A 24,803-nucleotide genomic window follows, 5' to 3' on the forward strand; every position below is an offset into this window, starting at 1 on the left:
GAACAATATTCATGCAGTTTGTGTTTTCTACTAGTTAAAAATGGGAAGATTTTAATCTGAGGCCGTTCCTATCAAGGAATAAAATTATTCCAAATATCCATGTACTTTTGCGGTTTGGTCACAAAGTCAAATGCATGCTGATTTTCTGTATACTGAGTATATATCGGCTTATCTCTTTTTATTCCTAATCCAGTATATCGCTGAGATGTTTTTTCAATCAGTAATGTCTTTTTATAATGGTCGTTATACCGCCAAGTAATTTCGTTGTTATTTAAAATTGGGTAAAACGCCAGTCCATGGTGTGAACGAATCTGTTCATACTCAAAGCCATAATCACGAATACACCAAGCTCCAAATACAAGCGGGGTTCCTGATAAAGCACTAATTGTACAATGCGCCCATCTAGGCGGAACAATTATTAATTCTCCTGGAGATGCATGGATTACGAATACTCTTCCGGGATCCTTATTTGCAGTTTCCTGCATCAACACAATGCATTTGCCTTCCCAAATTTCATAGACTTCTGGAGTTGAAAATTGAGCAGAAGGCGAAATCGAATGAATATGCCCTTGACTGCGAATCGGCTCTTTTCCCAAATGCCCAGAAGCATAAATAACAGCACCATACAACAGATGACGCTGAATTAAATCTGCCCGATCTGCGATTCTCCCAATATCCATGGCAATTCCATATATGACATCCGGTCCTTTAGCATTTTTATCTAGTAAACTAGACCGCACCTCACTAAGCCTTCTTTTTTTGTTTTTGGGCCAAAACTTTTCGGACTAAATTTAAAGTCCAAATTTTTCGTATCCGTTCTGATTTCAAAACCGGGATCAATCATTTTCTACCTCACTTTACAAACGCTTGAAGTACAATAATTTCTTCCTTATCTGTTTCTTTTTCAATCAAGTATTCTTCTATCATCGCAGGAACAATAAAAGTCTCGCCAAAATGGATTTCAAAATCAGCAAATGAACCATGAGGGCTTTTGACAACTGCTTTTTCTCCTACTACCATATTCAGCATGTTTACACTGCCATGGTTTTCAAATTTTCCAGCAGTCTTAATACGATGACGCCAAGTTTCAATGAATTCAAAACTTTCAGCTAATCCTGTCCTTTCAATCACTTCATTTTGCTGTAAGGAAATAGGAATAACGTGATTAATCAAGTTTTCTTTAACCCACTTTGTGTCACGCTGCCATTGCAGATTATCTAAGCCTTCTTTTAAGTGAATTGGGCGCGGTTTTTTATCTAGACCAACTCGGCCCCAATCCCACATTTTAAAAGTAAAAATATACGGAGTAGCACTGATCTCTAATATTACAGTTTCACTTCCACCACAGTGAATAGTTCCTGCTGGTATTAAAAAATGGTCGCCTTGTTTTGCTGGAAACTTGTTAACATACTTTTCAGCTGCAAATTGTAGCTTGCCCTCTTCAGCAGCTTTCAAGTCACTGCTTAGTGCCTCTTTATTAACATCATCTTTTACACCAAGGTAAACCGCTGACTTTGGAGTAGCCTTCAAAATATAATAACTTTCATCTTGTGTGTAGCCCATCCCGTATTTAGCCTTGATATATTCAGTTAAAGGATGAACTTGTAAACTTAAATTTCCACCTTTAACAGTATCCAAATAATCAAAACGCAGTGGAAATTCTGCTCCAAAGCGCGCGTAAACTTTTACCCCAAGCACTTTTTGAGGGGCCACTAAGAGCAGATTAGTCGCCGGAACTTCAATCCTAACTGTTCCATATCTCAAATAAAGGCTGTTTTCTTCAGGAACACCATCAAATGCCCAACCATAATTTGGTTTACTATCAGACAGTTTAAAATTTTTTTTCATCCAGCAACCGCCCCATACACTTTCATCAAAATACGGAACAGTTCGATATGGTCCGGTAATGACTTCAGCTAACCCATGCAGTAGATCAATTCCAGCAATCATTCGCGGCTTTTTTTTTATATTAGTATCTAAATAAAAGTCCATTTTTGGAAGCAGCTGTTTTTTTAACTGATCAGCCCAGCGCCAATCAAGAAAATAGCCACCCTTAAATTTTCTAAGTGCATCCTCTTGTTCGTTATGTCGGTGCCAGTTGCTCATACCAGCACGATAGCGCAACTGTATTTTCCAGCGTGCCAGGTCACAGTAGATTAAAATATCAGGTTCAGGTGCGAGTATAGCTGCACCGGTTCCATAAATAACATTAAGGCCCTTGGGATGTTCAAAAATCTTTCTCTGTTCAAGATAATCTGGGTAAAATTCTTCTAGGCTATACTGCGTCATTCGTCCAAAAACCCGATCAGTTGTTAGTTTATCAGCAACTTTTACATTCAACTGATTTTCATCCATAGCCAGGTCATCTGCAAGCTGAATTTTATCAGCATGCAGCGGAATTATAATATCATCTCGCAGTTCTTGCAGATCAGTTCCCGGATAACATTCAAAAACAATTAATAAGTTGTTTTCCCGAGTTTTGAAACTTCTTTACGTAGTTCTTCTAAAATACCTTTTTTCCCTTCTACTGCAAATTCGTAATCAGAAATTGCTTTTTCTGGCTCTAAATCATAAACCATAGTGAAGCCTCCTTTAAACTCTAAGTTACACAGCTGCAGATAAAATATTTTAGAAAGCGTTTTATTAATATTGCGAGTATACCATAAAATACTCGCATTTATATTCTTGCTTTGGTTATTTGAATAACTATTCTTAAATATTACTGATCCAGATATTACAAAAATTAGTAAATATTATTATCTATATTTAAAACCTTTTATAAACGAGTAAACGCAGCTGTTTGCCAAGAAACTCAGCTACAATATTTTTGCTTAGATACAATCTCTACTGGAATGACCGTTTGAAAAAATTTGAAAACTGTGAAAAATGAATGGTCCGTTTTATAAGATACTTTGCCTGCAAATTCAGCGTTATCAGTTTATTTTCTGCTCATTTAAACAAATAATTTCTTTGATAGTCATACTTTGTAATTTCTCTAAGCTTCCACAAAAAGTCTAATGCCGGCAGCTTCGACTAAATTTACCACTAGTAACAGCCTTTAATCCATGCTTAACTTACTTACTTTGACTTGCACACGCCGAACTATTAGAAGAGCATCATCTTCTAATTCTTCTGTCCGATATGTTATGGGCGCATCTTCAAGTGAAAATGTCCGTAAAAAATTCCTTACAACATCATAAATATAGTTACCAGTTTTGGTTTTAATCGTACATCGTAATTCGCTTCTAACTAAGTTTAAATTAATGAAAGAATAAAAAAATCCCCACTTTGCATTTAACAAAGCAAGGAAAGTTAACCACGTTACCACTTTAATTTAATCGGCACTATGCTAAATCAGATTCAGTAAAAGACCAAACCTTTATCTATTTTTTATACAATTCAACTTTAACTAGGCTACAAAAAATTATTATCTTAATCTTTTTCACAACAATAATTAACTTTGAATCAATGCTTGATATAGTCTTAATTTAAAATTGTTGAAAAATTCCGATGAAGACAAGTAATAATCCTGCTAAAATATAAAGATACTTAACATTACGACTCGCTTTATTTTGCATTTTTTTAAAATTAATATTTTTAGAAAATAATCCTAAAGAAAGTAGCAATACTCCAATTATCATTGCAATAGAACTATCGGTCATCATATCACTTCCAGACTATTTAAGAATTCCAAGCCCATATCCTAATATTCCAAGCCCAAACAGTGCAAAAATCAAGATTATCGGATTAACTTTTTTCTTCAAAAGGTACATCATCAATAAGGTTAAGCCTAAAGCAGGAAGCCCTGGACAAAGCTGATCAAGTATTTGTTGAAAAGTAGTAACTGTTGTTTTCCCGCCAGTTGTAGTACGCGAAACCACTAATGGGATATTGATAGTTGTCCATTTTGTAACTAACACCCCCATGATGAATAGTCCCAAAACCGTTGCACCTTCTGTTAGCTTTGGTAAAAGATTACCTGAGATATCTTTAACGAGTGCTAATCCTCTATCTAAACCTAATTTTAAACCGTACCATTTAAGTCCTAAACGGACACCATTAAAAGCAAAGAAGAAGATCAAAGGTCCAAACCAAGACCCCTGAAGTGCTAAGGAAGCACCAAGAGCGGCAAGTATAGGACGCAACGTGCCCCACATTAAAGGATCTCCTACACCTGCTAACGGTCCCATCAAACCGACTTTTAAACTTTGAATAGTCCCCTCATCAATCTCTTCTCCTTCAGAACGCCCCTGTTCCATTGCCATAGTAATCCCAACTACTGGACCACAAAATGCAGGTGTAACGTTAAAGAAGGCAAGATGTCTTTTAAGTGCTTTTACCCTTTCTTCTTTTGATTTGTATACTCTTCTAATAGTTGGAATCATATCAACACAAAACGCAAGTCCATGGATAGTTTCGAAGTTAAAAGAAGCCTGTTGAAAATTTTCAAATATAAATGTTTGAAAAATATCTTTTTTTGTTAACTTAGTTTTTTCTTTCGCTATCTCCGTTTTCTTGTCTTCCATAATAAGTCCTCCCTTCAATCTTCAAGTTCATCATCGGCTAAGTCTCCACCTGAATTAGACTGGTTGCTTTCAGCAACAGCTTTCACTGGATGTGCAAACTTAGGATTCAATTGCACATAAAGGATTGCAAATATTAAACCTACTATCCCAAAAGCCAGCAAACTCAATTTCAAATATCCGCCAAGCACAAAACCCAAGTAGAAGAAAGGCATTAAATACTTAACACTCATCATATTCAAAATCATGGCATATCCAACCACCACGATAAAGCCGCCAGCAACTGTCAGTCCTCCAGTGACAACTTTCGGAAGCGCATCAAGCATTGCCTTAACCATATCTGGACTGACAAAAACAGCGACCAATGTTGTGGGAATTGAGACTCTCAAAGCTTGCACAAACAAAGCAGAGAAGTGTAGTATTTCAATTGCTCTAAAGTTTGCATTCTCTGCGGCTTTTACTGCAGCATGTTGAAAAGCAACTGTGATTGTACGAGCAAATACTGTTAAAACTTGTCCCGCAGCTGCTACTGGAAGAGCAATGGCAATCCCTTTCCCGATACTTTGGCCACCGACGATAACCAGAATAGTTGAAATTGTGCTTGCCAAAGCTGAATCAGGAGACTGGGCAGCACCAATATTCATCCATCCCAAAGCAATTAGTTCCAGTGTCCCCCCTAAAACAAGCCCTTTGGCGGGATCGCCTAAAATAAGTCCCATAATACTGCAAGCAATTAAGGGACGATGTGTTTGGAATTCATCTAGTACACTTCCACTGCCAACAATTGAAGACCAGATAAAGATCAAAATGATTTGTAATATTGACATGGTTTAACTCACCCCTTATATTTTTCGGAAATTTTGTCCATTATATTAACATGGGGATCCGATTCGACAACCTGTAAATCCAATTTGACACCTAATTGATCTAGTTGTTTAAAAGCTTTAACATCTTCTTGATCAAGGGAAACCGACTTTGTAATCTGTGTTTTCCCTTCGCTGTATTGCATTCCTCCGATATTTAATTTCTTCACAGGAACACCGCCTTTTACTAGCTTCAAAGCTTCTGCAGGGTTGGTAAATAGATAAAATATTTTGTCATCTTTATATTTTGAATTATTGAAAACAGCAATTGCTTTAGGAACATTTACTATGTTAACTTTCATCCCTGGAGGGCAAGCTTGTTTCAAAAGCGTTTTCCTGATTTCATCTTGATAAACATTTTCGTCAACAATAATGATCCGATCTGCTGCTGCTTTTTTTGACCATACGGTAGTAACTTGTCCATGAATGAGACGGTCATCTATACGTGCTAATGTAATAATCATTAAAAATCCTCCTCTTCATTTTTTTGTTGCTGCAAAACGTCACTTAATACTTTGGTATAAGATGCACTGTTATCCAAAATGTAATGAACTAATTCAGAAGTATTCATGTTATCTTTTTGAGTAGCAATCTCAAGACAAATTGGGAGCGACATTCCTGCAATAACATCTGTTACCTTGTGTTGTAAATATAAAGTAGCTGCTGCATTATAAGGAGTTCCAGAAAAAAGATCAGCAACTACTAAAATTTCTCTAGTTTTATCTAACCTTTGAATAGTATTTTCCAATTTAGCTGTTAATTCCTGGAGTCCTTCCTTTGGTAAAAAAGTTACTGGATAAAAATCCTCGACCTTGCCGAAAATCATTTCCACTGCATTTTTCATACTGACAGCGGTTTTGTGATGCCCTACTAAAATAATATTCATAGTTAGTTACCTGCCTTTTTAGCCTCTAGATTTACCACCGGCAACGTTGACCGTAACTCCAGTAATATATCCAGCTTTATCTGAAAGAAGGAATGCAACAAAGCTTGCAACTTCACTTAACTTGCCGCTTCTGCCTAGAGGTGTTGTCGTAGTACTTTTGTATCCTTCGCGTAATTTTTCTACTGTTATTCCACGTGTATAGGCCAATGCTTGCTCATAGCTGAGCGTTCTCAAACCTGTTGCTTCCATAATTCCTGGAGCTACGCCGACAACACGTACATTGTATTTTCCAAGCTCCTTTGCCCAAGAACGACCTAGACCATTAATTGCTGACTTAGTTCCTGCATAAACGCTTTGCCCTTGTGAACCTTCTAATCCTGCTTCAGAAGACATATTGACAATTACGCCCTTACCATTTTTAGCTAACACACGTCCAACAGCTTGAGACATCAAGAACACACTTTTTACATTTACAGCAAAAACCTTTTCAAAAACATTTTCATCAAGTTCATATTTTCCTTTTGGGGCGCTCAAGTCAACGAGTAAACGTGGTAAATTAATTCCTGCATTATTAACTACACCGGCCAAACTTCCAAAAGTTTTAACAGCTTCTTGAACAACATTATCTACTTGTTTTGCTGAGGTAACATCTGTTTCCACAAAATGCAGATGATCATTTTCAAAATCACCTTTTTTCAAATCAGCATTAACAACATTTGCACCATCGTGAAGTAATTCTTTAATGATTGCTTCCCCAATACCAGAGGACCCACCTGTTACAATAAACGTTTTGTCCGTTAAATTTAACCAATCCATTATTAAAACCCCCAACTTTAAAGTATCATTTGTGATAAAAGTTATTTATTTTTACAACTTGCTTTACGCCTATAGATTAGCCAATAATCATAACAATGTAAACGCTTTTTTATTTTTTTCACATTTGTGATATAATTTATTTTAGAAAGAAGGACGCTTATGACATATTCAAACTCAAAACAAATTGAACGTCTGATCCAAGTATCGGAATTGTATTACAAGCAAAGTTATTCACAAAAACAAATTTCAGAAATGCTGCATATTCATAGAACAGAAATTAGCCGAATATTAAAAACAGCACGAAAAATAGGTGTCGTTAAAATAACTGTGGCTCCTCCTACAAGTAAAGTTAATGATCAATTAGCAGACTTCATTTGTAAAAATTTCAATTTGGAACAAGCAATCATTGTTCCTACCGCAGATAGCAGCGATTACCAAGATGATCTTGAAAGTATTTCAGTTTATACAAATAACCTTCTTAATGAACTTATCAAGGATAATTCCATCATTGGGATGTCTTGGGGAGAAACACTCAAAAAAGTAATCGAAAATTTTTTCCTCTCAAAAAAAGCAGAAAATGTTTCAATCGTTCCTTTGATAGGCAGTCCAATGGGTAAACTTGATATTTCATGTCAAGCTAATCACCTTGTTCATCAAATGTGTAACAAAATTCCTAATTCAAATTTGTTTTCTCTTGATTCTCCGGTTTTTATTAACTCTGAAAAAATCATGCGTGAAATTCTTTCTACAGAGACAAATAGAAGTACTGTCCAATTATGGGAAAAAATAAATATCGCTTTAGTTGGAATTGGGAGTGCAAAAATGGTAGATAATTACAATTGGAGAGCATTTTATAAAGAAGAAGGTTCTGAAGGAATATATAAAGATTCTATGGTAGGAGATGTCTTGTCCCAGTCTTTTTCTATAAACGGAGACGAATATCGAGAAGTGTACCCTAATTTAGTTGGTGCCAGCTTATCACAATTACGGAAAATGAATACGGTTATTGGCGTCGCGGCTGGGGATAGAAAAGTTGAGGCAATTATAGGAGCATTAAGAGACAACCTCTTAGACATTTTAATTACCACAGACAAAGTAGCTCGTCAGATAAAACATCTTTCTATTTCACATATGTGAAATAATATAAATTAGTCTATCAAGCTTCACACTATGTGCTATTATAATGGCGATAAAAGTTATTTATTACACAAAACCTTATAATCACAAATGTGAAGGAGCGCTGAAATTATGAAAAGTACTGGACTTAGAATTTATGGGAAAGAAGATTTACGAGTTGAGGAATTTGAACTTCCAAAAATTAAAGATGATGAAATTTTAGCCACAGTTGTTAGTGATACCATGTGTATGTCTTCTTGGAAACTTGCCAAAGAGGGGGAAGACCACAAAAAAACACCTAATGACCTTAAGCATAATCCTGCTTTGATTGGTCATGAATTTGCTGGCACAATTTTAAAGGTTGGGAAAAAATGGCAAGCAAAATTTACAGTTGGAGAAGATTATGTTGTTCAGCCTAACTTGGCTCGTGATGATACTCCCTTTGTTCCAGGTTATTCATACCCATATATCGGCGGTGATGCTACTGCAATTGTTATTCCTAATGAAGTTATGGAACTAAACTGTTTAATTCCATTCCATGGTCAAGCTTACTATGAAGGATCACTTTGCGAGCCCTTAAGTTGCGTTATTGCTGCTTTTGATGCACAATTCCATCTTATTCCCCATACTTATAATCACAAAATGGGAATCAAAAAAGATGGGAATCTTTTATTGCTTGGTGGTACTGGGCCAATGGGACTTCTTGCAATTGACTATGCTATCCATGCTGATGTAAAGCCAAAAACATTAGTTGTAACAGATATTAACCAAGAAAAGTTAGATAGGGCAAAAAAACTTTACCCTTCCGATGAAGTAAAAATGATTTTTGTTAATGTAAACAATCTTTCAATTGAAGAGCAGAAAAAACTTTTGCTAAATGCAGTCGATAATGAAGGATACGACGATGTTTTTTCGCTAATCAGTGTTTCTCCAATAGTTACGTTGGCTGGGGAATTACTACGTGCGGATGGCTGTCTAAATCAGTTTGCCGGCCCGGTTAATAAAGATTTTAAAGCGACGCTGAATTTTTATGATGTCCATTACAATTTTACTCATGTCGCAGGAACCTCAGGTGGTAATGCTGAAAACGAAGCAAAAGCTGCTGAAATAATTGCAACAGGTAAATTAAATGTGGCAAAAGTTATTACTCACGTTTTAGGCTTAAACGCCGCAGCCGAAACTACTTTAAATCAGCCTGAAATAGGTGGCGGTAAAAAATTAACGTATCCTACTAAAAAGTTTGATAGGATAGAATTAGCCAAGGTCGACCCACAAACAGAACTTGGGAAAATTCTAGCAAAGCATGATGGTTTATGGTCACCTGAAGCTGAAAAATGGATTCTCAAGAATAAACCAGATATCACAGAATAAATACGCCATTTCTATGCATCCATAAACAACAACTTAATATAGCAAACAAAGAGCCGAAGAATATTAGCAGAATTGCACAGTGGAAAATCATTTCACACAGGTGTAGCTGTTCTTATTCTTTGGCTCTTCAATATCATAATCATGTTATAAAAATTCTATTTTTATTCCTTTATCAGCCAAGTTTTGCAGACATTCTTTCAAATAAATTTCATCGTGTTCCAGATAAATCGGCTGTGTGAGAGCACCGGCTTTATTGCTTGATAAAGCGGACAGGCTTTGCCGCGATAAGCAGCAGCAAACCACTTCTTATCCGGGTGATAACCACGTCTTTTCATTTCCTCCAGAACTAAAAGATGAAATTGATACAATTTGTAAGGTGAATGTTTAAAAACATAATTTACAGTTGCATGCGGGCGCCCCCAGCCGTTTCCTCGCAATGCCGCGATTTCGCGATGCTGCCCTAACAATTGCTGTCGAGGCAGTCTGGTAATTAAGCTTTGATGCCACAAACGCATTTATTTCACCTCTTTAAATTGCAAAATCAACTGTGACTTTTTTAAGTAAGAAATTTGGTATTTATAAGTCAATTTAGCCAAAAATGGCCCTAATAAATCATTTTGCAGAGATAAATTACTCAAATAGATAAGCTACTGCTGCTTTTCTTCAGCAGTAGCTATTTTCTTAAAGTATTCCCAAACGTGTTGATAGGCAGTAATTAAAGTTGCTTTAGTCGGTTTTATCAAAGCAGTCTGTTGTAATATTTGCTGATATTCTTTTTCTTTTATAGGTGTCCAATCATTATTAGCTATTATTTCCCTAATCTGATTGTAAAATAGCTGTGAGTGTAACATAATATTTGTTTTCCGCCCATGATTCTTGCCAAGCCAGCATTTAAATTCTCCTTTTTAAAAATTTTTCTAGTTCTGCTCTTTCAGTTTTAATTTAAGCTCTGTTTATCAGGTTTCTAATTTCATTATAGTAAAAAAGGGAGCGTGCCAATAGTCGTTAAACTTTGAGCATTAACTGCTAATTACGAACATAGTCCGCATTTGACTATGCGTAATTTGTGGTTAAGTGGAAAAGACTGACTATTGAAACACGTTGATATGGAATTGTAAAAGAGTCCAAAAAAACTGAGCCAAAACATAAGTTTTGACCCAGTCCTTTTTTATTTACAATATTTAAAGCATCATATTCTAATACTCAAACTTTTCATTTTAAAGTTGACTTACTCCCCAAAAATTACTTGCAATACTAAAGGAGTCTTTACAAGAAAAAACTTTACAGACACTCTAATTCTGCTTAAATGCTTCAGTTACACTTTGCATAACTATTATTATAAAGCTATTCTACTTTTTCAAGAGGTAAGACTTGCTGTAGTTGCGATAATGTAGGCTTCATTTTAAGAATATTACGCAAGTGATTAAGGTTTACCTTAGAATTCCAAGAAAGGATTCCTTGAATAATTCCACTGTCGTCAAAATAATAAACTATACTTTTTTCCGCCGCACCCGGCAGTTTCTCACTGTACATCTGCATTTTAGAACTGAGATGGCCAATTGCATCCCACGAAATATCAAAAACCCAGCTATAAAACGACGGTGTGTAATCATACACGACCTCTTCACCAGCCATGGCTCTGCCTGCAATCAACCCTGATTTAACTGCATGGTTAACATGTGCAGAACTTTGACGCCCCAATATTTTATCAGGATATGAAATAATATCTCCAGCAGCCCAAATATCAGGAGCAGAAGTATGCAGGTGTTCATCAACAATGATTCCGAATTTATCAGAAGATAGTCCAGCATTTTCACCCAAACTGTGATCGGTGTTTGCTCCTATACCTAAGACAAGCCCATCGCCTTCTAAAATCTGCCCATCACTAAAGTAAAGTTTCACTGTTTGTCCATCAACTTCATATTTTTGTGCGTGTTTATTGACTAGGATATTAATTCCCTCATCAAGGTATTTTTGCTGATACTGACTGCTCAGATAATCCGGAAAACGCTCATCATAAATTTTTTGCCCACTAATTATCAAAGACACTTTTGTTTCGTTTTGAATTAAACCAGCTGCAATTTCACTGCCGACGTAACCACTACCGACAACTATAATATGCTTTTGTTTCCCACTAAGAGCCTTGATTTTTCTGTAGTCTGCTTTTGACCTTAGAGCAACTACCAAATCACTTTCTGGTCCTGGGATACGTTGTGCTTGGCTTCCAGTTGCCAGAAGCAGCTTATCATAACGGAAGTGTTCTCCGTTTGTAGTCACTACAGAATGCGCCGTGGGGTCGAGGGCTGTAACTTTTTTACTCAGAAATATTTTGACGTTATTTTTTTCAGCCGTTTTAAGATCTGTATCTTTTTCCTTAAATTCTTCATCTACCCATAATTTTTTACTCAAAGCCGGGCGAGCATAAGGCGCATCATTATCTGCCGAAATAATTGCAATTGTCCCCTTGCTATCCGTTTTACGGATACCTGTTGCGGCCTTATCCGCTGCCATGCCGCCACCAATCAAAAGATAGTTAAAATGGTTATTTTCTTGAGTCATATACTGTATCCTTCTTTCCAATGCTTTTTAAATTAAATTTAGTTTATAATCGTTTTTATAAAAAAACATTACAACATTGATTATAAAATAAGTATTACGTAAACTTAAAAAAGTTGCTCATAACTTCTTTAAGGGCTGCTTTTTCAAGTTCAGATACACTGTACTTAATTAAGTTTGCACTACTCAAGTCAAAGCAGCTTATTGTGTATTCATCCAATGCGTAATACTATATATTGTAGAAAAATAGGAAGTAGAAGAAGTTTAGTTAGTCCTAATTAAGTTTTTAAGGAGATAGCAAAGTGGCAACTGAAAAGTGTTCAACAAAGCCTTTACAAATTTTATATACCAGTATTGAAGGCAACACGCGTTCCTTTGTAACTAAATTAGAAGCGTACGCAAAACAAAGACATATGGAAAACCCCGAAGAAAGATTGGTTAAACTCACTGAAATATCTGAAGCAAGCGGTGAAGTAGAAATCGCTGAACCTTTTGCTGTCTTTGTCCCAACCTACCTTGGCGGCGGAAACGGCATTGATAATGGAAATAATGAGATTATGACCACCGAACTGCGTGACACGCTTGAAGACTTTGATAATTATAAGAACTGTTATGGTGTTATCGGCAGCGGCAACAGAAATTTTAATGCACAATTTGGTCTGACAGCTAAACAATATGCACAGCAATTCAGTTTTCCATTGATCGACCTTTTTGAATTACGAGGAACCTCAAAAGATGTTGAACGCATTTATGCACGCTTAAATACCTATCAAACACGTTTCGAAAAGCAAATTAAATAAGCGCTAAAACTAATAAAAATGCGTTTTTGTACTCGAAGTATTATATTAATGTATAATGAAAGCTGAAAAAATCATTAAGGATGAAAAATATGAATATTGTAAATGAATCTAGTACTTTACTAGAAGACATGATAGAGGGGATTGAATGGGCATACCCTTCTTTAAAAAGAGTTGCAAACACTCATGGCTTTTGCGAACGAGGCTTAAATATTGACCAAGTCCCCTTAATCTCAGGCGGAGGAAGTGGCCATGAGCCATCTGATTGGGGATTTATCGGCCCAGGAATGCTGAGTGGAATAATTATGGGTAATATTTTTACTCCGCCAACAGCTGATGAAATTATTGATTTTGTAAGTCAGCTAACTTCCCAAAAGCGTGCCTTTTTCATTGTTAAAAATTTTGAAGCCGACGTTACTTCGTTCAAAGAAGCAAAAAAGAAGCTTGAACTGAACGGCTGGCAAATTGGAATGTGTATTGTTGCAGATGACGTTTCAGTAGAAAATATTTCTCTAAAAAAAAGGCAGCGTGGTGTTGCAGGAACCGTCTTTTTTCACAAAATACTCGGATACTATGCTCAAAACGGAGCTTCCATTGAAAAATTGCAGGAAATATCTAGTGCTTTGTTACCGGAAGTCAAGACGATCGGCGTCGCATTCAACGGCTCACATCTTCCTTGGACTAAAAAAAGGACATTTTCACTTAAAGAGGGTGAAATTTATTATGGGACAGGGATTCACGGAGAACCAGGCTATCGCAAAGAAACGTTTAAATCTTCTGAACTGCTTGCACGTGAACTAATCAGCAAATTGAAACTAAACTTCAGGTGGACCCCTAAAGATAAATATGCACTTTTAATAAATTCTTTAGGAGGAATTACTTTAATGGAAAATATGATTTTTAATAATGATGTTCGTCAACTGTTGAAAATTAATAAATTGGAAGTAGTTTATGATAAAGTCGGTGGTTTTATGACTTCAAACGGTATGAACGGAATTTCATTAAGTTTATTTCACATTGCCAATGAAGAGTGGGAAGATGCTTTGAAAACTGCAGTCAAAGCGCCCAGTTGGTTCAACTAAGTTTAGCAATCGTTAAATCAAGCGCCTTGATTGCCTTATCCGTTAGCAATTCATAATCATCTGGATGGTTTATTAAAAAATTATGCGTCAAAAGTTGGCTGATTCCCAGAGACATTACGTGTATTAACGCAACTTCAGGCGAATCAGGCTGAAATTTATTTTTTACAATTAACTGAACTGTTAAGTAGCTTAAATGCTCAGCCATAGCGTTTGTCATATCAAACTCATTTTGTTCTCTGATACATTTCGTATAAAAACGCCAATTAGCACTGAGATCAAAAAAGGTGAGCTTAATAATGTCTTCCCAAGGAAGATACTCTATATTATTGTCTATCAGTTCTTCAAGACTATCATTGACTACCCACTCTAATAAATCATATTTATCTTTAAAATAGTCATAGAAAGTTTGTCGTCTAACTTCGGCCCGTTTCATAATAAGTGTGATCGAAACCCGTTTAAACCCCTTGTCTTCGACTAATCCCTGAAAAGAATCAGCAATTTTCTTCTTTAGAATATAAGACATAGTTTAACCTCTTCACCCACATTAATTACTTTTTTATTTCTACGTTAATTTCCACTTCATGTTTTAATAGTTCACGTTAAAATTATATCATAATGCCTTTAAAAACTTTAAACTTACTTTTAGAGACTGGGTCAAAACTTATGCTTTGGCTCAGTTTTTGTAATCCCTTGCAGTTTCCATATTAACATGTTTTAGTGGTCAGATTTTTCCGTTTGACCACGAATTACTCATAATTAAATTCAAACCATATTCGTAATTCGTAGTTAATGCTCAAAGCCTAACTACTATTGGTATACCTTCTTTTTAATTTATCTACATATACAATTTTTAAGTAATTGTACAGATTGTAATAATTGTCCGTACAATTTGAAAACGAATTCATTTACAATGATAACTGTTGAGAAAAAAGATCCACAACTACATAATATGCATAATTCAGCTGATTATTTGAGTTACGTATGAAAGGAAGAACATAATGAAAAAAATTATTAATAATGTTGAAAATATTGCTGCAGAAATGGTCAGCGGTTTTGTAAAAACAAACCCAGCCAAATTTAAACAGTTACCCGAAACTTTAGCTGTTGCTCGAGTTGATGATGATTTTGTTAACGGTACCAATGTAGGCATTGTCTCTGGAGGAGGCAGCGGACATGAACCACTGCATCTCGGTTATGTTGGAAAAGGCATGCTGAGTGCCGCAATCGCCGGGCAAGTTAACACTTCACCCACTCCTGACCAAATATATAAGGCTATTAAATATGCAGATAAGGGAAAAGGGGTTCTCTTAATCGTAAAGAATTACGCAGGTGATGTCATGAACTTTGATATGGCCAAAGAATTAGCCGAATTCGATGATATTACTGTTAAAACAATCATTGTTAATGATGATATTTCAGTAGAAGATGCTGAAGATACTCAAGGAAAACGCGGAGTTGCAGGAACAGTATTAGTCGAAAAAATATGTGGTGCAGCAGCACAAAATGGAATGGATTTAAACTCCTTGGCTGAATTAGGACAAAAGGTCATTGACAATACTAAAACAATTGGGCTTGCATTGAGTGCCGCTACTGTACCGGCAGTGGGACATCCAGGTTTTAAACTTGCCGAAGATGAAATGGAATATGGCGTCGGCATTCATAATGAACGTGGCTATGCAACTGAAAAACTTGCTCCTTCTGCTGTTATTGCAAATGAGCTAGTCAACAGAATTATGAAAGCCTTTGGGAGTACGAATGGTGAATTCGCAATTTTAGTCAATGGTCTTGGTGCAACTCCGCTAATGGAACAATATATCTTTGCAAACGATGTAGTTAATAAATTAAATGAATTAAACATTAAAATAAGTTTTGCAAAAGTCGGTAATATGGTAACAGCAATTGATATGCATGGTATCTCATTAACAATCACAAAGTTAGAAAATGACTGGAAAAGCTACCTTAGACAAGATGCACAAACTGTTGCATGGTAAAAAAGTAAAGTGGAGGAAATTTTGAAGATGGAATTATCAACAGAAAAAACAATTGATTGGATAGAGCGCTGGGTTGAATATATAAAACAAAATGTCACTGCGTTAAATGAACTCGATACTGCCATTGGTGATGGTGATCATGGCACTAATTTAAATAGAGGTACACAAGCAGTCAAAAAAGCTCTAGCAGAAGAAAAACCCCAAACTCTTCCATTAGTATATCGTACTACAGCAATGGCATTAGTCAGTACCATCGGTGGCGCTTCCGGAGCACTTTTTGGCACAGCCTTCTTAACTATGGCCCGCCTCAGCAAGGATGGAGAAACCAAACTTGAAACTCTTCTTCTAGAAGCAAATGAAGCGATGAAAAAGCGTGGGAAATCTGATGTCGGGATGAAAACTTTGATAGATCTATGGGATCCTGCAACAAAAGCCTTTCGTGACCATAAGTTGACACGTTCTTATATTCAAAATTGTGTTGATAAAACGAAAAATATGAAAGCATCCAAAGGACGTTCCAGTTATCTCCGGGAACGTTCAATCGGTCACATCGACCCCGTAGCAAAATCAAGTTCTTACCTTTTTATTGCTCTTTTAGAAGTACTCGAAGAAGATAAATAATTATTAACCAGTTAAGCAGCAAGTTATTAAACCATTAATTTCAAAGAGGAACTAGGTCAAAAATTAGCTTTTGACCCAGTTTCTTCTTTTTTAAACTGAAATATGCAAACTAATGTGTTTTTAATAGTCCATCTTTTTCGTTTAACCGCAAAATGACTCATAATTAATCCAGGCTATATGCGCAATTTGCGATTAATGCTCAGGGCCTAATAACTATTGGCACACTTCCTTTAATTTTTATAAAAATTTTTCAGATGTAATTCATTTAATATCAATTTTTGTCCTTTTAACAAAGAAGCCGAATACACCGCTCCTAGGGACTTTAAGAAATCAATACCACCCCCTATTGTTATTATTTAACATTCGGTTTTTAATAAAGCGGACAAATATCCAAAAGTGAACGTTGTTTAAAGGAAGCGTTTTCTGTATTATGAAAGCGTAATCAAAAGGAGGAATTATAATGACAAGCAGCAAAGAGTTTAAGTGGTTCGGCAGCCCAGATCATTATGTCCAAGGAAAAAATATCTTGCTGAATAGTGCAGATATTCTGAAACCTTACGGAAGTAAATTTTTACTATTGGCGGATAAAGATGTTTATAAAGCAGCCGGTAAAAAGTTTCAGGATTATTTAACGGAAAATGGTTTTACAGTTGCTTATACTGAATTCAATGGTGAATCTTCACTTGAAGAAATTGACCGTGTCACAAAAATTGCAAAGGACAAGTCTAGTGATGTGATTATCGGCTTGGGAGGCGGTAAAACCCTTGATACCTCCAAAGGCGTTGCAAATGCTTTAGATATTTCAAATATAATCTGTCCCTCCGCTGCTTCTTGCGATGCCTCATGTATTAAATTGTCTATCATCTACACAGAAGATCATGAATTCGTCAAATATCTCTTTTATGCACATCATCCAATCTTAATCATGGCAGATACTCAAGTAATTGCCCAAGCTCCTACCCGCACACTTTTAGCAGGTATCGGAGATGCCTTCTCTACGTACTATGAGGGACTTGAGGTTGCCAAAAGCCATGGCCATACTTTAGCTGGCGGACATCCTACAGATGCAGGGTTGGCCGTCGCAAGGCAATGTGCTGATACTTTGTGGAAATATTCATATCAAGCACTTGAAGCCTCAGAAAATAATACCGTCACAACTGCCCTTGAAAAAGTTGTAGAAGCTAATATTTTACTTTCAGGACTAGGAGCTGAAGGTGCCGGATTAGCTGCTGCTCATTCAATTTATGATGGTTTCAGTGTTTTAAAGGGCGATCCTGATAAGTTCCGCCACGGAGAAGAAGTTGCTTTAGGAGTTATGATTCAGTTGGTTCTTATCGGAACACCACAAAAAGAACTGGACAAATTTATTGAATTCCTTCTGACTTGCGGTTTCCCATTGACAAAAAAGGAATTCCATCTTGACAAAGTTAGCCAAAGCGACCTAGAAGCATTTGCTAAAAAATCAACAGATAAAGGCGAAACAATCGAAAACATGTCTTTCAAAGTTTCACCAGAGATGATTCTAGAAGCATTAGACGGTGTTGATGCCGCTGTAACACGCTATAGAGAAACCCATTCAATTCATCCTGTATTTGTTGATAAAGTTTTTGGGTAAGTATATTCTTTGCTAGGTATAAGTAGAAGTTATGACAAGTTATCTGCTGTGTCATAGCTTCTACTTATTTTTAATTAACTTAATCTTTTTTTAGTTTTAGATTATTTTTTATAGTTTAGTAAATTCTATTCACTTAATTTTTTATTTCTTGCTGCTTAGTTTTATTTAAGATTGTTAAAAAAGAAACAAGATAGCAGAATGTTTATACTGCTAAATAAAAAATGATATACTTGAATTAATTTGAAATGGAGGGATTGACATGAAAACAGTTGTAATAACCGGTGCTGCTTCAGGAATGGGATTAAGTGCAACAAAATTATTTCTAGAAAAAAATTGGAACGTGATGTTGGCTGATTTTAATGACGAAGCTGGAAAAAAAGCTGTTAAAGAATTAACAAAGTCTTATCAAAAGGAGCATATTGCTTTCCAAAAAACAAATGTTGCTTCCGCTCAGTCAGTTAAAGAACTAAAAGCAGCAACTGCTAAAGTATTCGGTGCTGTTGATAGTGTAGTGAACAATGCCGGTATTTTTACTAAGGGTGCTTTGCATGAGGTTTCAGAAGAGGCTTGGGATCGAATCATGGCAGTAGACGTAAAATCTATTTTCTTAATGACCAAGTACTTTGTTCCTGATATGATCCAGCAAAAGGCAGGTACAATTGTCAACACAGCCTCAATTTCAGGCTTAACCGGGGACTACAACATGGCCGCTTATAATGCTGCAAAGGGAGCAGTTGTAAATCTGGTACGTGCAATGGCACTTGATTATGGTAAATATAACATCCGTGTAAATAATGTTGCTCCCGGTCCCACTAATACTCCAATGTTTCAGGCGAATCCGCCTCAGGTTATTAAACAATTTAAGGAAGCTAGTCCACTGGGCAGAATAGTAGAACCTGAAGAAATTGCAAAGGTCATCTACTTCCTTGCTTCTGAAGACTCCCACGCGATTACTGGTGAAAACATTCCAGTTTCAACTGGGTTTGAGATCTATAGTGGTCAACCTGTTCAAAACTAATGTTTCCGTTTAATATTCTTGAACAAGAGTTTTCATAATATAGGCTATTTTTTTAATATATTATAATTTAAATAAAGTAAAGAAAGAAAGGCTGAGTCAAAAGTTAACTTTTGGCCCAGCCTTTCTTTTTCAACCTGAAATATGCAAACTAACGTGTTTTAATAACCAATCTTTTTTGCTTAACAACTATTGATACACTATCTTCTTTGTATTACCTTGCAATATTCACATTAAGCATTAGTATACTCAAATGGTCTGACATTTGTATTTAAAAACAACATCTATTTAAAAGAAATATTTCAAATCACTGGCAACGCTTGGATAAACAGGTATTCGTTGCGACAATTCCGCAGCTGGTAATTTTTCCGTAATTACAGCACTAAGATAATTAATTAATTCCTCAGCTGCTGTGGCATAAACTACTGCTCCTGCAAGCAGCTGAGAACGTTTATCAATTATTGTTGTTACCCTTGCATTTGTATCACGTATCCTTAAATAAGTGTACCAGCTACCAACATCTTGTTCATTAATTTTATAATCGTCAGGATGAGCTTTTGCCCAGCGCAAAGAAACTCCGACTTGTGACAACTCTGGACCGGCAAAGACAGTATGGGGAATCATAGGATAGCTGATCGGTGCGGTGCTTCCTAAAATAGTATCAGCAACATAGGCGCCTTCAAAACCAGCTACAGGGGTCAACTTGGGAACCTTCTTGTCAACAACATCTCCCACTGCATAAATATTAGCAGCAGCTGTACGTAAATGGTCATCCACTTCTATGCCACTCTTAGAGTTGTGTATCCCAGCTTTTTCTAAGGCGAGTTTTTCTATTGCAGCCGGCCTGCCCATGGCAGTAAAAAGTTTTTGGACTGTAAGTTTTTCTTTGTCGTTAATTTTTACCTCAAGTTGCTGTTCCTTCTTAACTATTTTTGTAACTGTACTATCCCAATGAAAAGTAACGTTTTCAGAGGCAAAAGCTGAGACAATTTTCTTTGCATATTCTTCAGGAAAACTGCGCAGAATTCGTTTATTATGCTGAATGATATGAACTTTCGCCCCTGCCTGCGCCGCAATGTTCGCTAATTCAATTGAAACATAGCCGCTGCCTATAAAAGCTATTTCAGGAGGCAGATTCTCCATTGCTAAAAAATCATTACTATTTTGCAAATATTTCTTTCCTGGAATGTCAGGGTAAGCAGGAGAGGCGCCAGTTGCAATAATGATATTTTCGGCCCGGTAATTTACAGCACCTACTTGAATAGTGTGGCTGTCGATAAAATTAGCAGCTCCATGGACATGTGCAATCTGTGCCTGTTCCAACCCTTGTTCAGTTCCTTCAGGAATAGAATCTGTATAACTTTTTTTAAAAGCCATCAATGCTTTCCAGTCTATGTTTAAATCTCCGTTCACCCCATCACGCGTAAAAAGGGCCGCTTGTCTCTTACTTTCAATCACACCGTACAGTAATTTTTTAGGATCACACCCATAATTAGGACAGGTTCCGCCCCATAAGTTTTTTTCGATTACTAATACCTTCTGCTCTTCAGAAAGCTTAAAAGCTGCAGCCAGCCCTCCCGGCCCAGCGCCAATCACGATGGTATCAAAATTATTCTTCATTACCATTAATTTTACCTCCTTCTTGATCAGTTAAAAATCGCAATACTGTTTCCGCATTAATCATCCATGTAACCCCTTGTTTGTCCTTAACATAGAGTGTTTTACCAGCAGAAAGTGTCTTTCCTTCATTTAAAATTGACTGATTACCGTTCGTAAGTACATGTATTTGTTTATTTTGCACAACCTCAGCTGATCCGCTCTTAATTACTGAACTTAACGTTGCAGCCAGAGAATTTTTCTTTTGCGTGTTTGCAAAAAAACGTGCTACATAATCAGTTGCTGGATTATTTTGCAGTTCTTGAGGTGAACCAACTTGTTGGATTTTACCCTGGTATACAATTGCTAACATGTCACCCATCTTCAATGCTTCATTCATATCATGTGTGACAAAGACAATTGTTTTATGCAGTTTTGCTTGAAGACGCAATACTAATTTTTGAAGCTGTTCACGTGAAATCGGATCAAGTGCACTGAAGGGCTCGTCCATCAAAATCATTGGCGGATCTGCTGCAAGCGCACGTACTATTCCTACTCTTTGCGCTTCACCTCCAGAAAGTTCACGAGGGTAACGATCAGCATATTTTTCAGCAGGAAGATCCACTTGGGAAAGCAGTTTTTCTGTCATTTTTCTTAATTGTGCTTTATCACTTTTTTTCATTTCTGGAATAACAGCAACATTTTGTGCAACTGTCATATTGGGAAATAACGCGATTTGCTGGAGGACATAACCGATTTTCCAACGCAGATCCTGCAATCGATAATTTGTTAAACTCTTACCATTAATAGTAATCTCTCCGCCATCAGGATGAACCAGAGCGTTAATCATTTTTAAAATCGTTGTTTTTCCGCTCCCTGAAGGACCCACTAGAGCAAAAATTTTATTACTGGGGATTGTAAGATTCAGATCAGCAATCACTTCTTTACCGCCAAATTTTTTTTGCACGTGAGTAAATTCAATTGCTGTTTTTCTTTCCACCGTCATCTTATTTTTCCTCCTTCAACAAACCATGCTTAACAAGATAATTGTGAGCAACTGTTGCAGGCTCTTCTTTCTTAACGTTGACGTCGTAGTTCATCTTTTGCATATCCTCAGCGGTAATCTTTCCTGCCAATTTGTTTAAACTTTTGACTATTTTAGGATGTTTGTTTGCAAATCCTTGTTTCATAAGCGCAGCTCCTCTATAAGAGGGGAAAAGTTGTTTATCGTCTTTTAATACTTTAAGATGATACTGTACTAATTCCGAATCCGTTGAAAAAGCATCTACCATATTCACACGACCATCACGAATAGCAGCATAACGTAATGAAGGCTCAAAAGAACGGGTCTTAAAGTTCAAGCCATATACTTGTTTAATTTTGGGATATCCATCAGGTCGATCCAAAAATTCGAGAGTAAATCCTGCATTTATTTTATCTTGAATCGTGTTTAAATCAGAGATCTTCGTCAGCTGATTAGCCTTTGCAAAAGCAGCCGGTACAGCAAGTGCGTAAGTATTTTCATACTTCATTGGCGCTAAATAAGTCATCTTATCTTGCTGGGTTAAGAGTTTCTTAGCCGTGATATAAGTTTGTTTTGGAGTCATCTTTTCATTCTGCTGTTTTTTAGGAACCTTAACAAGAGTTTCAAGAACAGTTCCGGTAAACTCGGGATAGATATCAATATCATCGGCTTTTAAAGCATTAAATAAGAAAGTGGTTTTTCCAAAGTTGGATTTTAACTGAACATGAATATTCGGATTATCTTGTTCAATGAGTTGCTTATACATATTTATTAAAATATCCGGTTCGCTTCCAAGTTTTCCTGCAACTGTAATCGTCTCCGTATGCCGGGCTGAAGTTATAAATTGTCCTGTTCCAAAACCCACAACCAAGACTGCTGCTAAAGCAGCAGTCCATTGCCAGCGATGTCTAGCCAGCCAAGCTACAAGGCTGCTTAAAATGATAGCCAAAAGAGCAGCTGAGATCGCACCAATTAAAATCAAGTCGATATTATTACGGTCGATTCCTAAAAGAATAAACGAACCTAGACCGCCAGCTCCAATTAACGCCGCAAGTGTTGCTGTCCCAATAATTAATACCAGTGCAGTTCTGATCCCGCCAAGAATTGCCGGGGCTGCCAGCGGCAGTTGAACTTTCAGCAATTTACGGCTGCGAGTCATTCCAAATGCATCTGCAGCTTCGATTAAAGAAGGGTCAATATTAGTCAAACCAATGTATGTATTTTGGTAAATAGGTAAAAGTGCATATATCACAAGTGCAATTATGGTAGGGGCTGTTCCAATACCAACTAAAGGAATTAAAAGCCCTAATAATGCTAAAGAAGGAATAGTCTGTAAAACCCCGGCAATCTGCAATAAAACAGCCGCAGTTTTTTTATGTTCAGCCGTCCAATAAGCAAGCGGCATTGCGATTACTGCGGCAATCAGCAAAGCCAGCAAGGAGATATTCAAATGCTGAAAAGCAGCACTGATTAACTGATTATGTCTTTCCATGAGTGTATTTATTAAAGTTGTCAAAATTCCCTCACTCCTATCATAATTACATGCTATGCCACCGCATACTAAAATAAAAGAGATATGCCCGCTTCATTCTAGTCGCACAGCAGTCGCACGGCAAACTTATAATAATCGCTTATGGTCTCATTAAACTTTAGAGGTATTTTATATTATGACAAATTTTTCAGATTTAAGTAAAGAACAATTAATAAATTGCGTTCAAGCATCTTTACCACACAAACTGACACTAAGTGCTTGCAACTTCACGCCAGCCAGTACAAGCACTTATTTGCTGCTGAAGCACCGAGAAAAAGGGCAGATTTCTTGGCTGACATTACGAATTGCAACACACACTTCTTGGCTGCGGCATGCCGCTCAAAGTACCCTTCTTTTAAAGAAAAATACTGATTCTTCAATTTTGCCGCAGCTGATAAATAAGAAATTAAATGAAGCTTACACTGTTAAAATCTTCTTTCAACTTTCTGAGACTGACCTTGCACTTTTAAAAATGCTTCTTTTTATGGAGCACTATCGTGTGGTTTGGCTGATCAAAATTCCTGAAGCCATCGCTAAGGGTCATAAAAAAGTCCCTTTCGATCTCAAAAAAAATTTTCTGGCGGCAGAACTGTTTCTTGGCAGCCGTAATAACTCAAACAGACTGCTGAAGCCCATTGAACAGCCGGCTTTGGAAAAAAGACTCGCTTTTTATTTTGGTGCCAATTTGTTATTTGCACAATATACTAGACATCGTCTTTTAAGACTCCTGCCTACTAACCAGTGGCTGCAGCCGATTTTAAGTACTCAACCTCTAAACTCCGATTGGGTTTTGAAATTGGAAACTGTATATGGGGCTGAGTTTTTAAGAACATGTTTGCAAACTATCACAAGCAGTAATTTTTGAACATAATATACGTTAAAATTAATATTTTAAAACTCAGCCGCATAAGCGTAAAATAAAACTTGGTTTGACTCTAGCAAAGGGAAGTGATTAAATGACCCTTTTCGGTTTCAATTTCATAGAAAGCCAGCTACATTTAAATAACTTTATCAAATATTTTATTACTATCATTTTAGTATTAATTCTAATACTCGCCATTACACTATATATACGACACAGAATCCAAATTAAATACCGCGATCTTAGTATTATTGTTTTTCTGCTTTTACTTTTTATGCTTGGCCTTCAATACTCTGACTATGCTATCTCTAAAAACCAACATAATCAGTCTTTTCAATTACTCAACTTTATCTCAAACGTTTCAAAAGAAAGACATCTGGATAAAAGTAAGATTCTCGTCAGTTCTATGCAGCTAAATAATGGAGTGATCATTAAAATAAAAAATACATACTACCAGGTTAATCTCAGTACAGATCAAAACAGCTATACTTTGACTAAGACACACCTGATGAACGACCAGATTATCATAAAAAAATAG

26 protein-coding genes and 1 pseudogene are annotated in these 24,803 nt (G+C 36.5%); 10 read left to right on the forward strand and 17 right to left on the reverse strand.

Features of this window, described 5'->3' with window-relative positions; all coding sequences use genetic code 11:
• Positions 1-71: 71 nt before the first annotated feature.
• The 10 genes from FD46_RS04105 to FD46_RS04135 all read right to left on the reverse strand — a co-directional run bounded on the left by FD46_RS04105 (position 72) and on the right by FD46_RS04135 (position 7,091).
• Positions 72-740: a glucose-6-phosphate isomerase family protein gene (locus tag FD46_RS04105; RefSeq protein ID WP_202813462.1), complete on the reverse strand. Its 669-nt coding sequence runs from the start codon at positions 738-740 to the stop codon at positions 72-74.
• A 112-nt stretch (positions 741-852) separates the two neighbouring features.
• A complete protein-coding gene (locus FD46_RS04110; protein ID WP_202813463.1) occupies positions 853-2,355 on the reverse strand; it encodes a class I mannose-6-phosphate isomerase in 1,503 nt (500 codons plus the stop codon).
• A gap of 101 nt (positions 2,356-2,456) precedes the next feature.
• Positions 2,457-2,579, reverse strand: coding sequence for a hypothetical protein (locus FD46_RS10670; RefSeq protein ID WP_268872845.1), 123 nt, complete (start codon positions 2,577-2,579; stop codon positions 2,457-2,459).
• A 479-nt stretch (positions 2,580-3,058) separates the two neighbouring features.
• Positions 3,059-3,328 carry a hypothetical protein gene (locus tag FD46_RS10555; protein WP_235805558.1) on the reverse strand — a complete coding sequence of 90 codons (270 nt, stop codon included), beginning with the start codon at positions 3,326-3,328 and terminating at the stop codon, positions 3,059-3,061.
• A gap of 160 nt (positions 3,329-3,488) precedes the next feature.
• Positions 3,489-3,662, reverse strand: a complete 174-nt coding sequence (locus FD46_RS10360; RefSeq protein ID WP_157047087.1) for a hypothetical protein — start codon at positions 3,660-3,662, stop codon at positions 3,489-3,491.
• A gap of 15 nt (positions 3,663-3,677) precedes the next feature.
• Positions 3,678-4,526 carry a PTS system mannose/fructose/sorbose family transporter subunit IID gene (locus FD46_RS04115; protein WP_057895924.1) on the reverse strand — a complete coding sequence of 283 codons (849 nt, stop codon included), beginning with the start codon at positions 4,524-4,526 and terminating at the stop codon, positions 3,678-3,680.
• A gap of 14 nt (positions 4,527-4,540) precedes the next feature.
• A complete protein-coding gene (locus FD46_RS04120; RefSeq protein ID WP_057895925.1) occupies positions 4,541-5,350 on the reverse strand; it encodes a PTS mannose/fructose/sorbose transporter subunit IIC in 810 nt (269 codons plus the stop codon).
• An 8-nt stretch (positions 5,351-5,358) separates the two neighbouring features.
• Complete coding sequence (locus FD46_RS04125) at positions 5,359-5,850, reverse strand: PTS sugar transporter subunit IIB (RefSeq protein ID WP_057895926.1); 492 nt, start codon at positions 5,848-5,850, stop codon at positions 5,359-5,361.
• Positions 5,850-6,272 carry a PTS sugar transporter subunit IIA gene (locus FD46_RS04130; protein WP_057895927.1) on the reverse strand — a complete coding sequence of 141 codons (423 nt, stop codon included), beginning with the start codon at positions 6,270-6,272 and terminating at the stop codon, positions 5,850-5,852. The genes FD46_RS04125 and FD46_RS04130 overlap by 1 nt, the downstream gene beginning before the upstream one ends.
• 18 nt (positions 6,273-6,290) lie before the next feature.
• A complete protein-coding gene (locus FD46_RS04135) occupies positions 6,291-7,091 on the reverse strand; it encodes an SDR family oxidoreductase (RefSeq protein WP_187329021.1) in 801 nt (266 codons plus the stop codon).
• Positions 7,092-7,247: 156 nt separating this feature from the next.
• On the opposite strand from FD46_RS04135, the gene FD46_RS04140 reads away from it, so the two are divergent.
• Together FD46_RS04140 and FD46_RS04145 are read left to right on the forward strand one after the other, a co-directional pair.
• Complete coding sequence (locus FD46_RS04140; RefSeq protein ID WP_057895929.1) at positions 7,248-8,225, forward strand: sugar-binding transcriptional regulator; 978 nt, start codon at positions 7,248-7,250, stop codon at positions 8,223-8,225.
• A 111-nt stretch (positions 8,226-8,336) separates the two neighbouring features.
• Positions 8,337-9,575, forward strand: a complete 1,239-nt coding sequence (locus FD46_RS04145; RefSeq protein WP_057895930.1) for an alcohol dehydrogenase catalytic domain-containing protein — start codon at positions 8,337-8,339, stop codon at positions 9,573-9,575.
• A gap of 144 nt (positions 9,576-9,719) precedes the next feature.
• On the opposite strand, the pseudogene FD46_RS04150 reads toward FD46_RS04145, so the two are convergent.
• The 3 genes and pseudogenes from FD46_RS04150 to FD46_RS04160 form a co-directional block, all read right to left on the reverse strand.
• Positions 9,720-10,090 (reverse strand): annotated as a pseudogene (locus FD46_RS04150) (TIGR02328 family protein).
• 132 nt (positions 10,091-10,222) lie between these two features.
• On the reverse strand, positions 10,223-10,426 hold the full coding sequence (locus tag FD46_RS10560) for a DUF1722 domain-containing protein (protein ID WP_235805559.1): 204 nt from the start codon (positions 10,424-10,426) through the stop codon (positions 10,223-10,225).
• A 493-nt stretch (positions 10,427-10,919) separates the two neighbouring features.
• Positions 10,920-12,134 carry an NAD(P)/FAD-dependent oxidoreductase gene (locus tag FD46_RS04160; protein ID WP_057895931.1) on the reverse strand — a complete coding sequence of 405 codons (1,215 nt, stop codon included), beginning with the start codon at positions 12,132-12,134 and terminating at the stop codon, positions 10,920-10,922.
• Between the two features lie 299 nt (positions 12,135-12,433).
• Between FD46_RS04160 and nrdI the strand changes: the two genes are divergently transcribed.
• Positions 12,434-12,931 (forward strand): class Ib ribonucleoside-diphosphate reductase assembly flavoprotein NrdI, encoded by a 498-nt coding sequence (gene nrdI / locus FD46_RS04165; RefSeq protein WP_057895932.1) that lies wholly within the window; start codon positions 12,434-12,436, stop codon positions 12,929-12,931.
• Positions 12,932-13,020: 89 nt separating this feature from the next.
• The gene (gene dhaQ, locus FD46_RS04170) at positions 13,021-14,010 is read left to right on the forward strand and encodes a DhaKLM operon coactivator DhaQ (protein WP_057895933.1); all 990 of its coding nucleotides are present in this window, start codon (positions 13,021-13,023) and stop codon (positions 14,008-14,010) included.
• Here dhaQ and dhaS read toward each other — a convergent pair.
• Positions 14,003-14,533, reverse strand: a complete 531-nt coding sequence (gene dhaS / locus FD46_RS04175; protein WP_057895934.1) for a dihydroxyacetone kinase transcriptional activator DhaS — start codon at positions 14,531-14,533, stop codon at positions 14,003-14,005. The two genes, dhaQ and dhaS, sit on opposite strands and share 8 nt — an antisense overlap.
• Positions 14,534-15,008: 475 nt before the next feature.
• Here dhaS and dhaK point away from each other — a divergent pair, with 475 nt between their 5' ends.
• The 4 genes from dhaK (at position 15,009) to FD46_RS04195 (ending at position 19,255) form a co-directional block, all read left to right on the forward strand.
• The gene (gene dhaK / locus FD46_RS04180) at positions 15,009-16,001 is read left to right on the forward strand and encodes a dihydroxyacetone kinase subunit DhaK (protein ID WP_057895935.1); all 993 of its coding nucleotides are present in this window, start codon (positions 15,009-15,011) and stop codon (positions 15,999-16,001) included.
• Between the two features lie 27 nt (positions 16,002-16,028).
• Positions 16,029-16,622, forward strand: a complete 594-nt coding sequence (gene dhaL / locus FD46_RS04185; protein WP_057895936.1) for a dihydroxyacetone kinase subunit DhaL — start codon at positions 16,029-16,031, stop codon at positions 16,620-16,622.
• 460 nt (positions 16,623-17,082) lie between these two features.
• On the forward strand, positions 17,083-18,237 hold the full coding sequence (locus FD46_RS04190; protein WP_057895937.1) for a glycerol dehydrogenase: 1,155 nt from the start codon (positions 17,083-17,085) through the stop codon (positions 18,235-18,237).
• A 259-nt stretch (positions 18,238-18,496) separates the two neighbouring features.
• Entirely contained in the window at positions 18,497-19,255 is a 759-nt protein-coding gene (locus tag FD46_RS04195; RefSeq protein WP_057895938.1) for an SDR family NAD(P)-dependent oxidoreductase, read from the forward strand.
• Positions 19,256-19,540: 285 nt separating this feature from the next.
• Here the strand turns inward: FD46_RS04195 and FD46_RS04200 are convergent, their stop codons facing one another.
• The 3 genes from FD46_RS04200 to FD46_RS04210 are packed head-to-tail and all read right to left on the reverse strand — an operon-like array spanning position 19,541 to position 23,388.
• Positions 19,541-20,872: a dihydrolipoyl dehydrogenase family protein gene (locus FD46_RS04200; RefSeq protein WP_057896022.1), complete on the reverse strand. Its 1,332-nt coding sequence runs from the start codon at positions 20,870-20,872 to the stop codon at positions 19,541-19,543.
• A complete protein-coding gene (locus FD46_RS04205) occupies positions 20,862-21,854 on the reverse strand; it encodes an ABC transporter ATP-binding protein (protein ID WP_057895939.1) in 993 nt (330 codons plus the stop codon). Before FD46_RS04205 ends, FD46_RS04200 begins: the two co-directional genes overlap by 11 nt.
• Position 21,855: 1 nt before the next feature.
• Positions 21,856-23,388 carry an ABC transporter permease/substrate-binding protein gene (locus FD46_RS04210; RefSeq protein WP_057895940.1) on the reverse strand — a complete coding sequence of 511 codons (1,533 nt, stop codon included), beginning with the start codon at positions 23,386-23,388 and terminating at the stop codon, positions 21,856-21,858.
• Between the two features lie 151 nt (positions 23,389-23,539).
• Between FD46_RS04210 and FD46_RS04215 the strand changes: the two genes are divergently transcribed.
• Both FD46_RS04215 and FD46_RS04220 read left to right on the forward strand, forming a co-directional pair.
• Positions 23,540-24,268 (forward strand): hypothetical protein, encoded by a 729-nt coding sequence (locus FD46_RS04215; RefSeq protein WP_057895941.1) that lies wholly within the window; start codon positions 23,540-23,542, stop codon positions 24,266-24,268.
• A gap of 91 nt (positions 24,269-24,359) precedes the next feature.
• Positions 24,360-24,803, forward strand: coding sequence for a DUF3290 family protein (locus FD46_RS04220; RefSeq protein WP_057895942.1), 444 nt, complete (start codon positions 24,360-24,362; stop codon positions 24,801-24,803).

This window comes from Liquorilactobacillus oeni DSM 19972 (assembly GCF_001436275.1).
Lineage (GTDB): Bacteria > Bacillota > Bacilli > Lactobacillales > Lactobacillaceae > Liquorilactobacillus > Liquorilactobacillus oeni.

Excerpts from the sequence above, each read along its gene's own strand:
- FD46_RS04125 (WP_057895926.1), bottom strand. The coding sequence starts at position 5,850 with ATGATTATTACATTAGCACGTATAGATGACCGTCTCATTCATGGACAA.
- FD46_RS04120 (WP_057895925.1), bottom strand. The coding sequence starts at position 5,350 with ATGTCAATATTACAAATCATTTTGATCTTTATCTGGTCTTCAATTGTT.
- FD46_RS04115 (WP_057895924.1), bottom strand. The coding sequence starts at position 4,526 with ATGGAAGACAAGAAAACGGAGATAGCGAAAGAAAAAACTAAGTTAACA.
- FD46_RS04190 (WP_057895937.1), top strand. The coding sequence starts at position 17,083 with ATGACAAGCAGCAAAGAGTTTAAGTGGTTCGGCAGCCCAGATCATTAT.
- FD46_RS10360 (WP_157047087.1), bottom strand. The coding sequence starts at position 3,662 with ATGACCGATAGTTCTATTGCAATGATAATTGGAGTATTGCTACTTTCT.
- dhaQ (WP_057895933.1), top strand. The coding sequence starts at position 13,021 with ATGAATATTGTAAATGAATCTAGTACTTTACTAGAAGACATGATAGAG.
- FD46_RS04215 (WP_057895941.1), top strand. The coding sequence starts at position 23,540 with ATGACAAATTTTTCAGATTTAAGTAAAGAACAATTAATAAATTGCGTT.
- FD46_RS04110 (WP_202813463.1), bottom strand. The coding sequence starts at position 2,355 with ATGGATGAAAATCAGTTGAATGTAAAAGTTGCTGATAAACTAACAACT.
- FD46_RS04220 (WP_057895942.1), top strand. The coding sequence starts at position 24,360 with ATGACCCTTTTCGGTTTCAATTTCATAGAAAGCCAGCTACATTTAAAT.
- FD46_RS04160 (WP_057895931.1), bottom strand. The coding sequence starts at position 12,134 with ATGACTCAAGAAAATAACCATTTTAACTATCTTTTGATTGGTGGCGGC.
- FD46_RS04195 (WP_057895938.1), top strand. The coding sequence starts at position 18,497 with ATGAAAACAGTTGTAATAACCGGTGCTGCTTCAGGAATGGGATTAAGT.
- FD46_RS04145 (WP_057895930.1), top strand. The coding sequence starts at position 8,337 with ATGAAAAGTACTGGACTTAGAATTTATGGGAAAGAAGATTTACGAGTT.
- FD46_RS04140 (WP_057895929.1), top strand. The coding sequence starts at position 7,248 with ATGACATATTCAAACTCAAAACAAATTGAACGTCTGATCCAAGTATCG.
- dhaK (WP_057895935.1), top strand. The coding sequence starts at position 15,009 with ATGAAAAAAATTATTAATAATGTTGAAAATATTGCTGCAGAAATGGTC.
- FD46_RS04200 (WP_057896022.1), bottom strand. The coding sequence starts at position 20,872 with ATGAAGAATAATTTTGATACCATCGTGATTGGCGCTGGGCCGGGAGGG.
- FD46_RS10670 (WP_268872845.1), bottom strand. The coding sequence starts at position 2,579 with ATGGTTTATGATTTAGAGCCAGAAAAAGCAATTTCTGATTACGAATTT.
- FD46_RS10560 (WP_235805559.1), bottom strand. The coding sequence starts at position 10,426 with ATGTTACACTCACAGCTATTTTACAATCAGATTAGGGAAATAATAGCT.
- dhaS (WP_057895934.1), bottom strand. The coding sequence starts at position 14,533 with ATGTCTTATATTCTAAAGAAGAAAATTGCTGATTCTTTTCAGGGATTA.
- FD46_RS04205 (WP_057895939.1), bottom strand. The coding sequence starts at position 21,854 with ATGACGGTGGAAAGAAAAACAGCAATTGAATTTACTCACGTGCAAAAA.
- dhaL (WP_057895936.1), top strand. The coding sequence starts at position 16,029 with ATGGAATTATCAACAGAAAAAACAATTGATTGGATAGAGCGCTGGGTT.
- FD46_RS04130 (WP_057895927.1), bottom strand. The coding sequence starts at position 6,272 with ATGAATATTATTTTAGTAGGGCATCACAAAACCGCTGTCAGTATGAAA.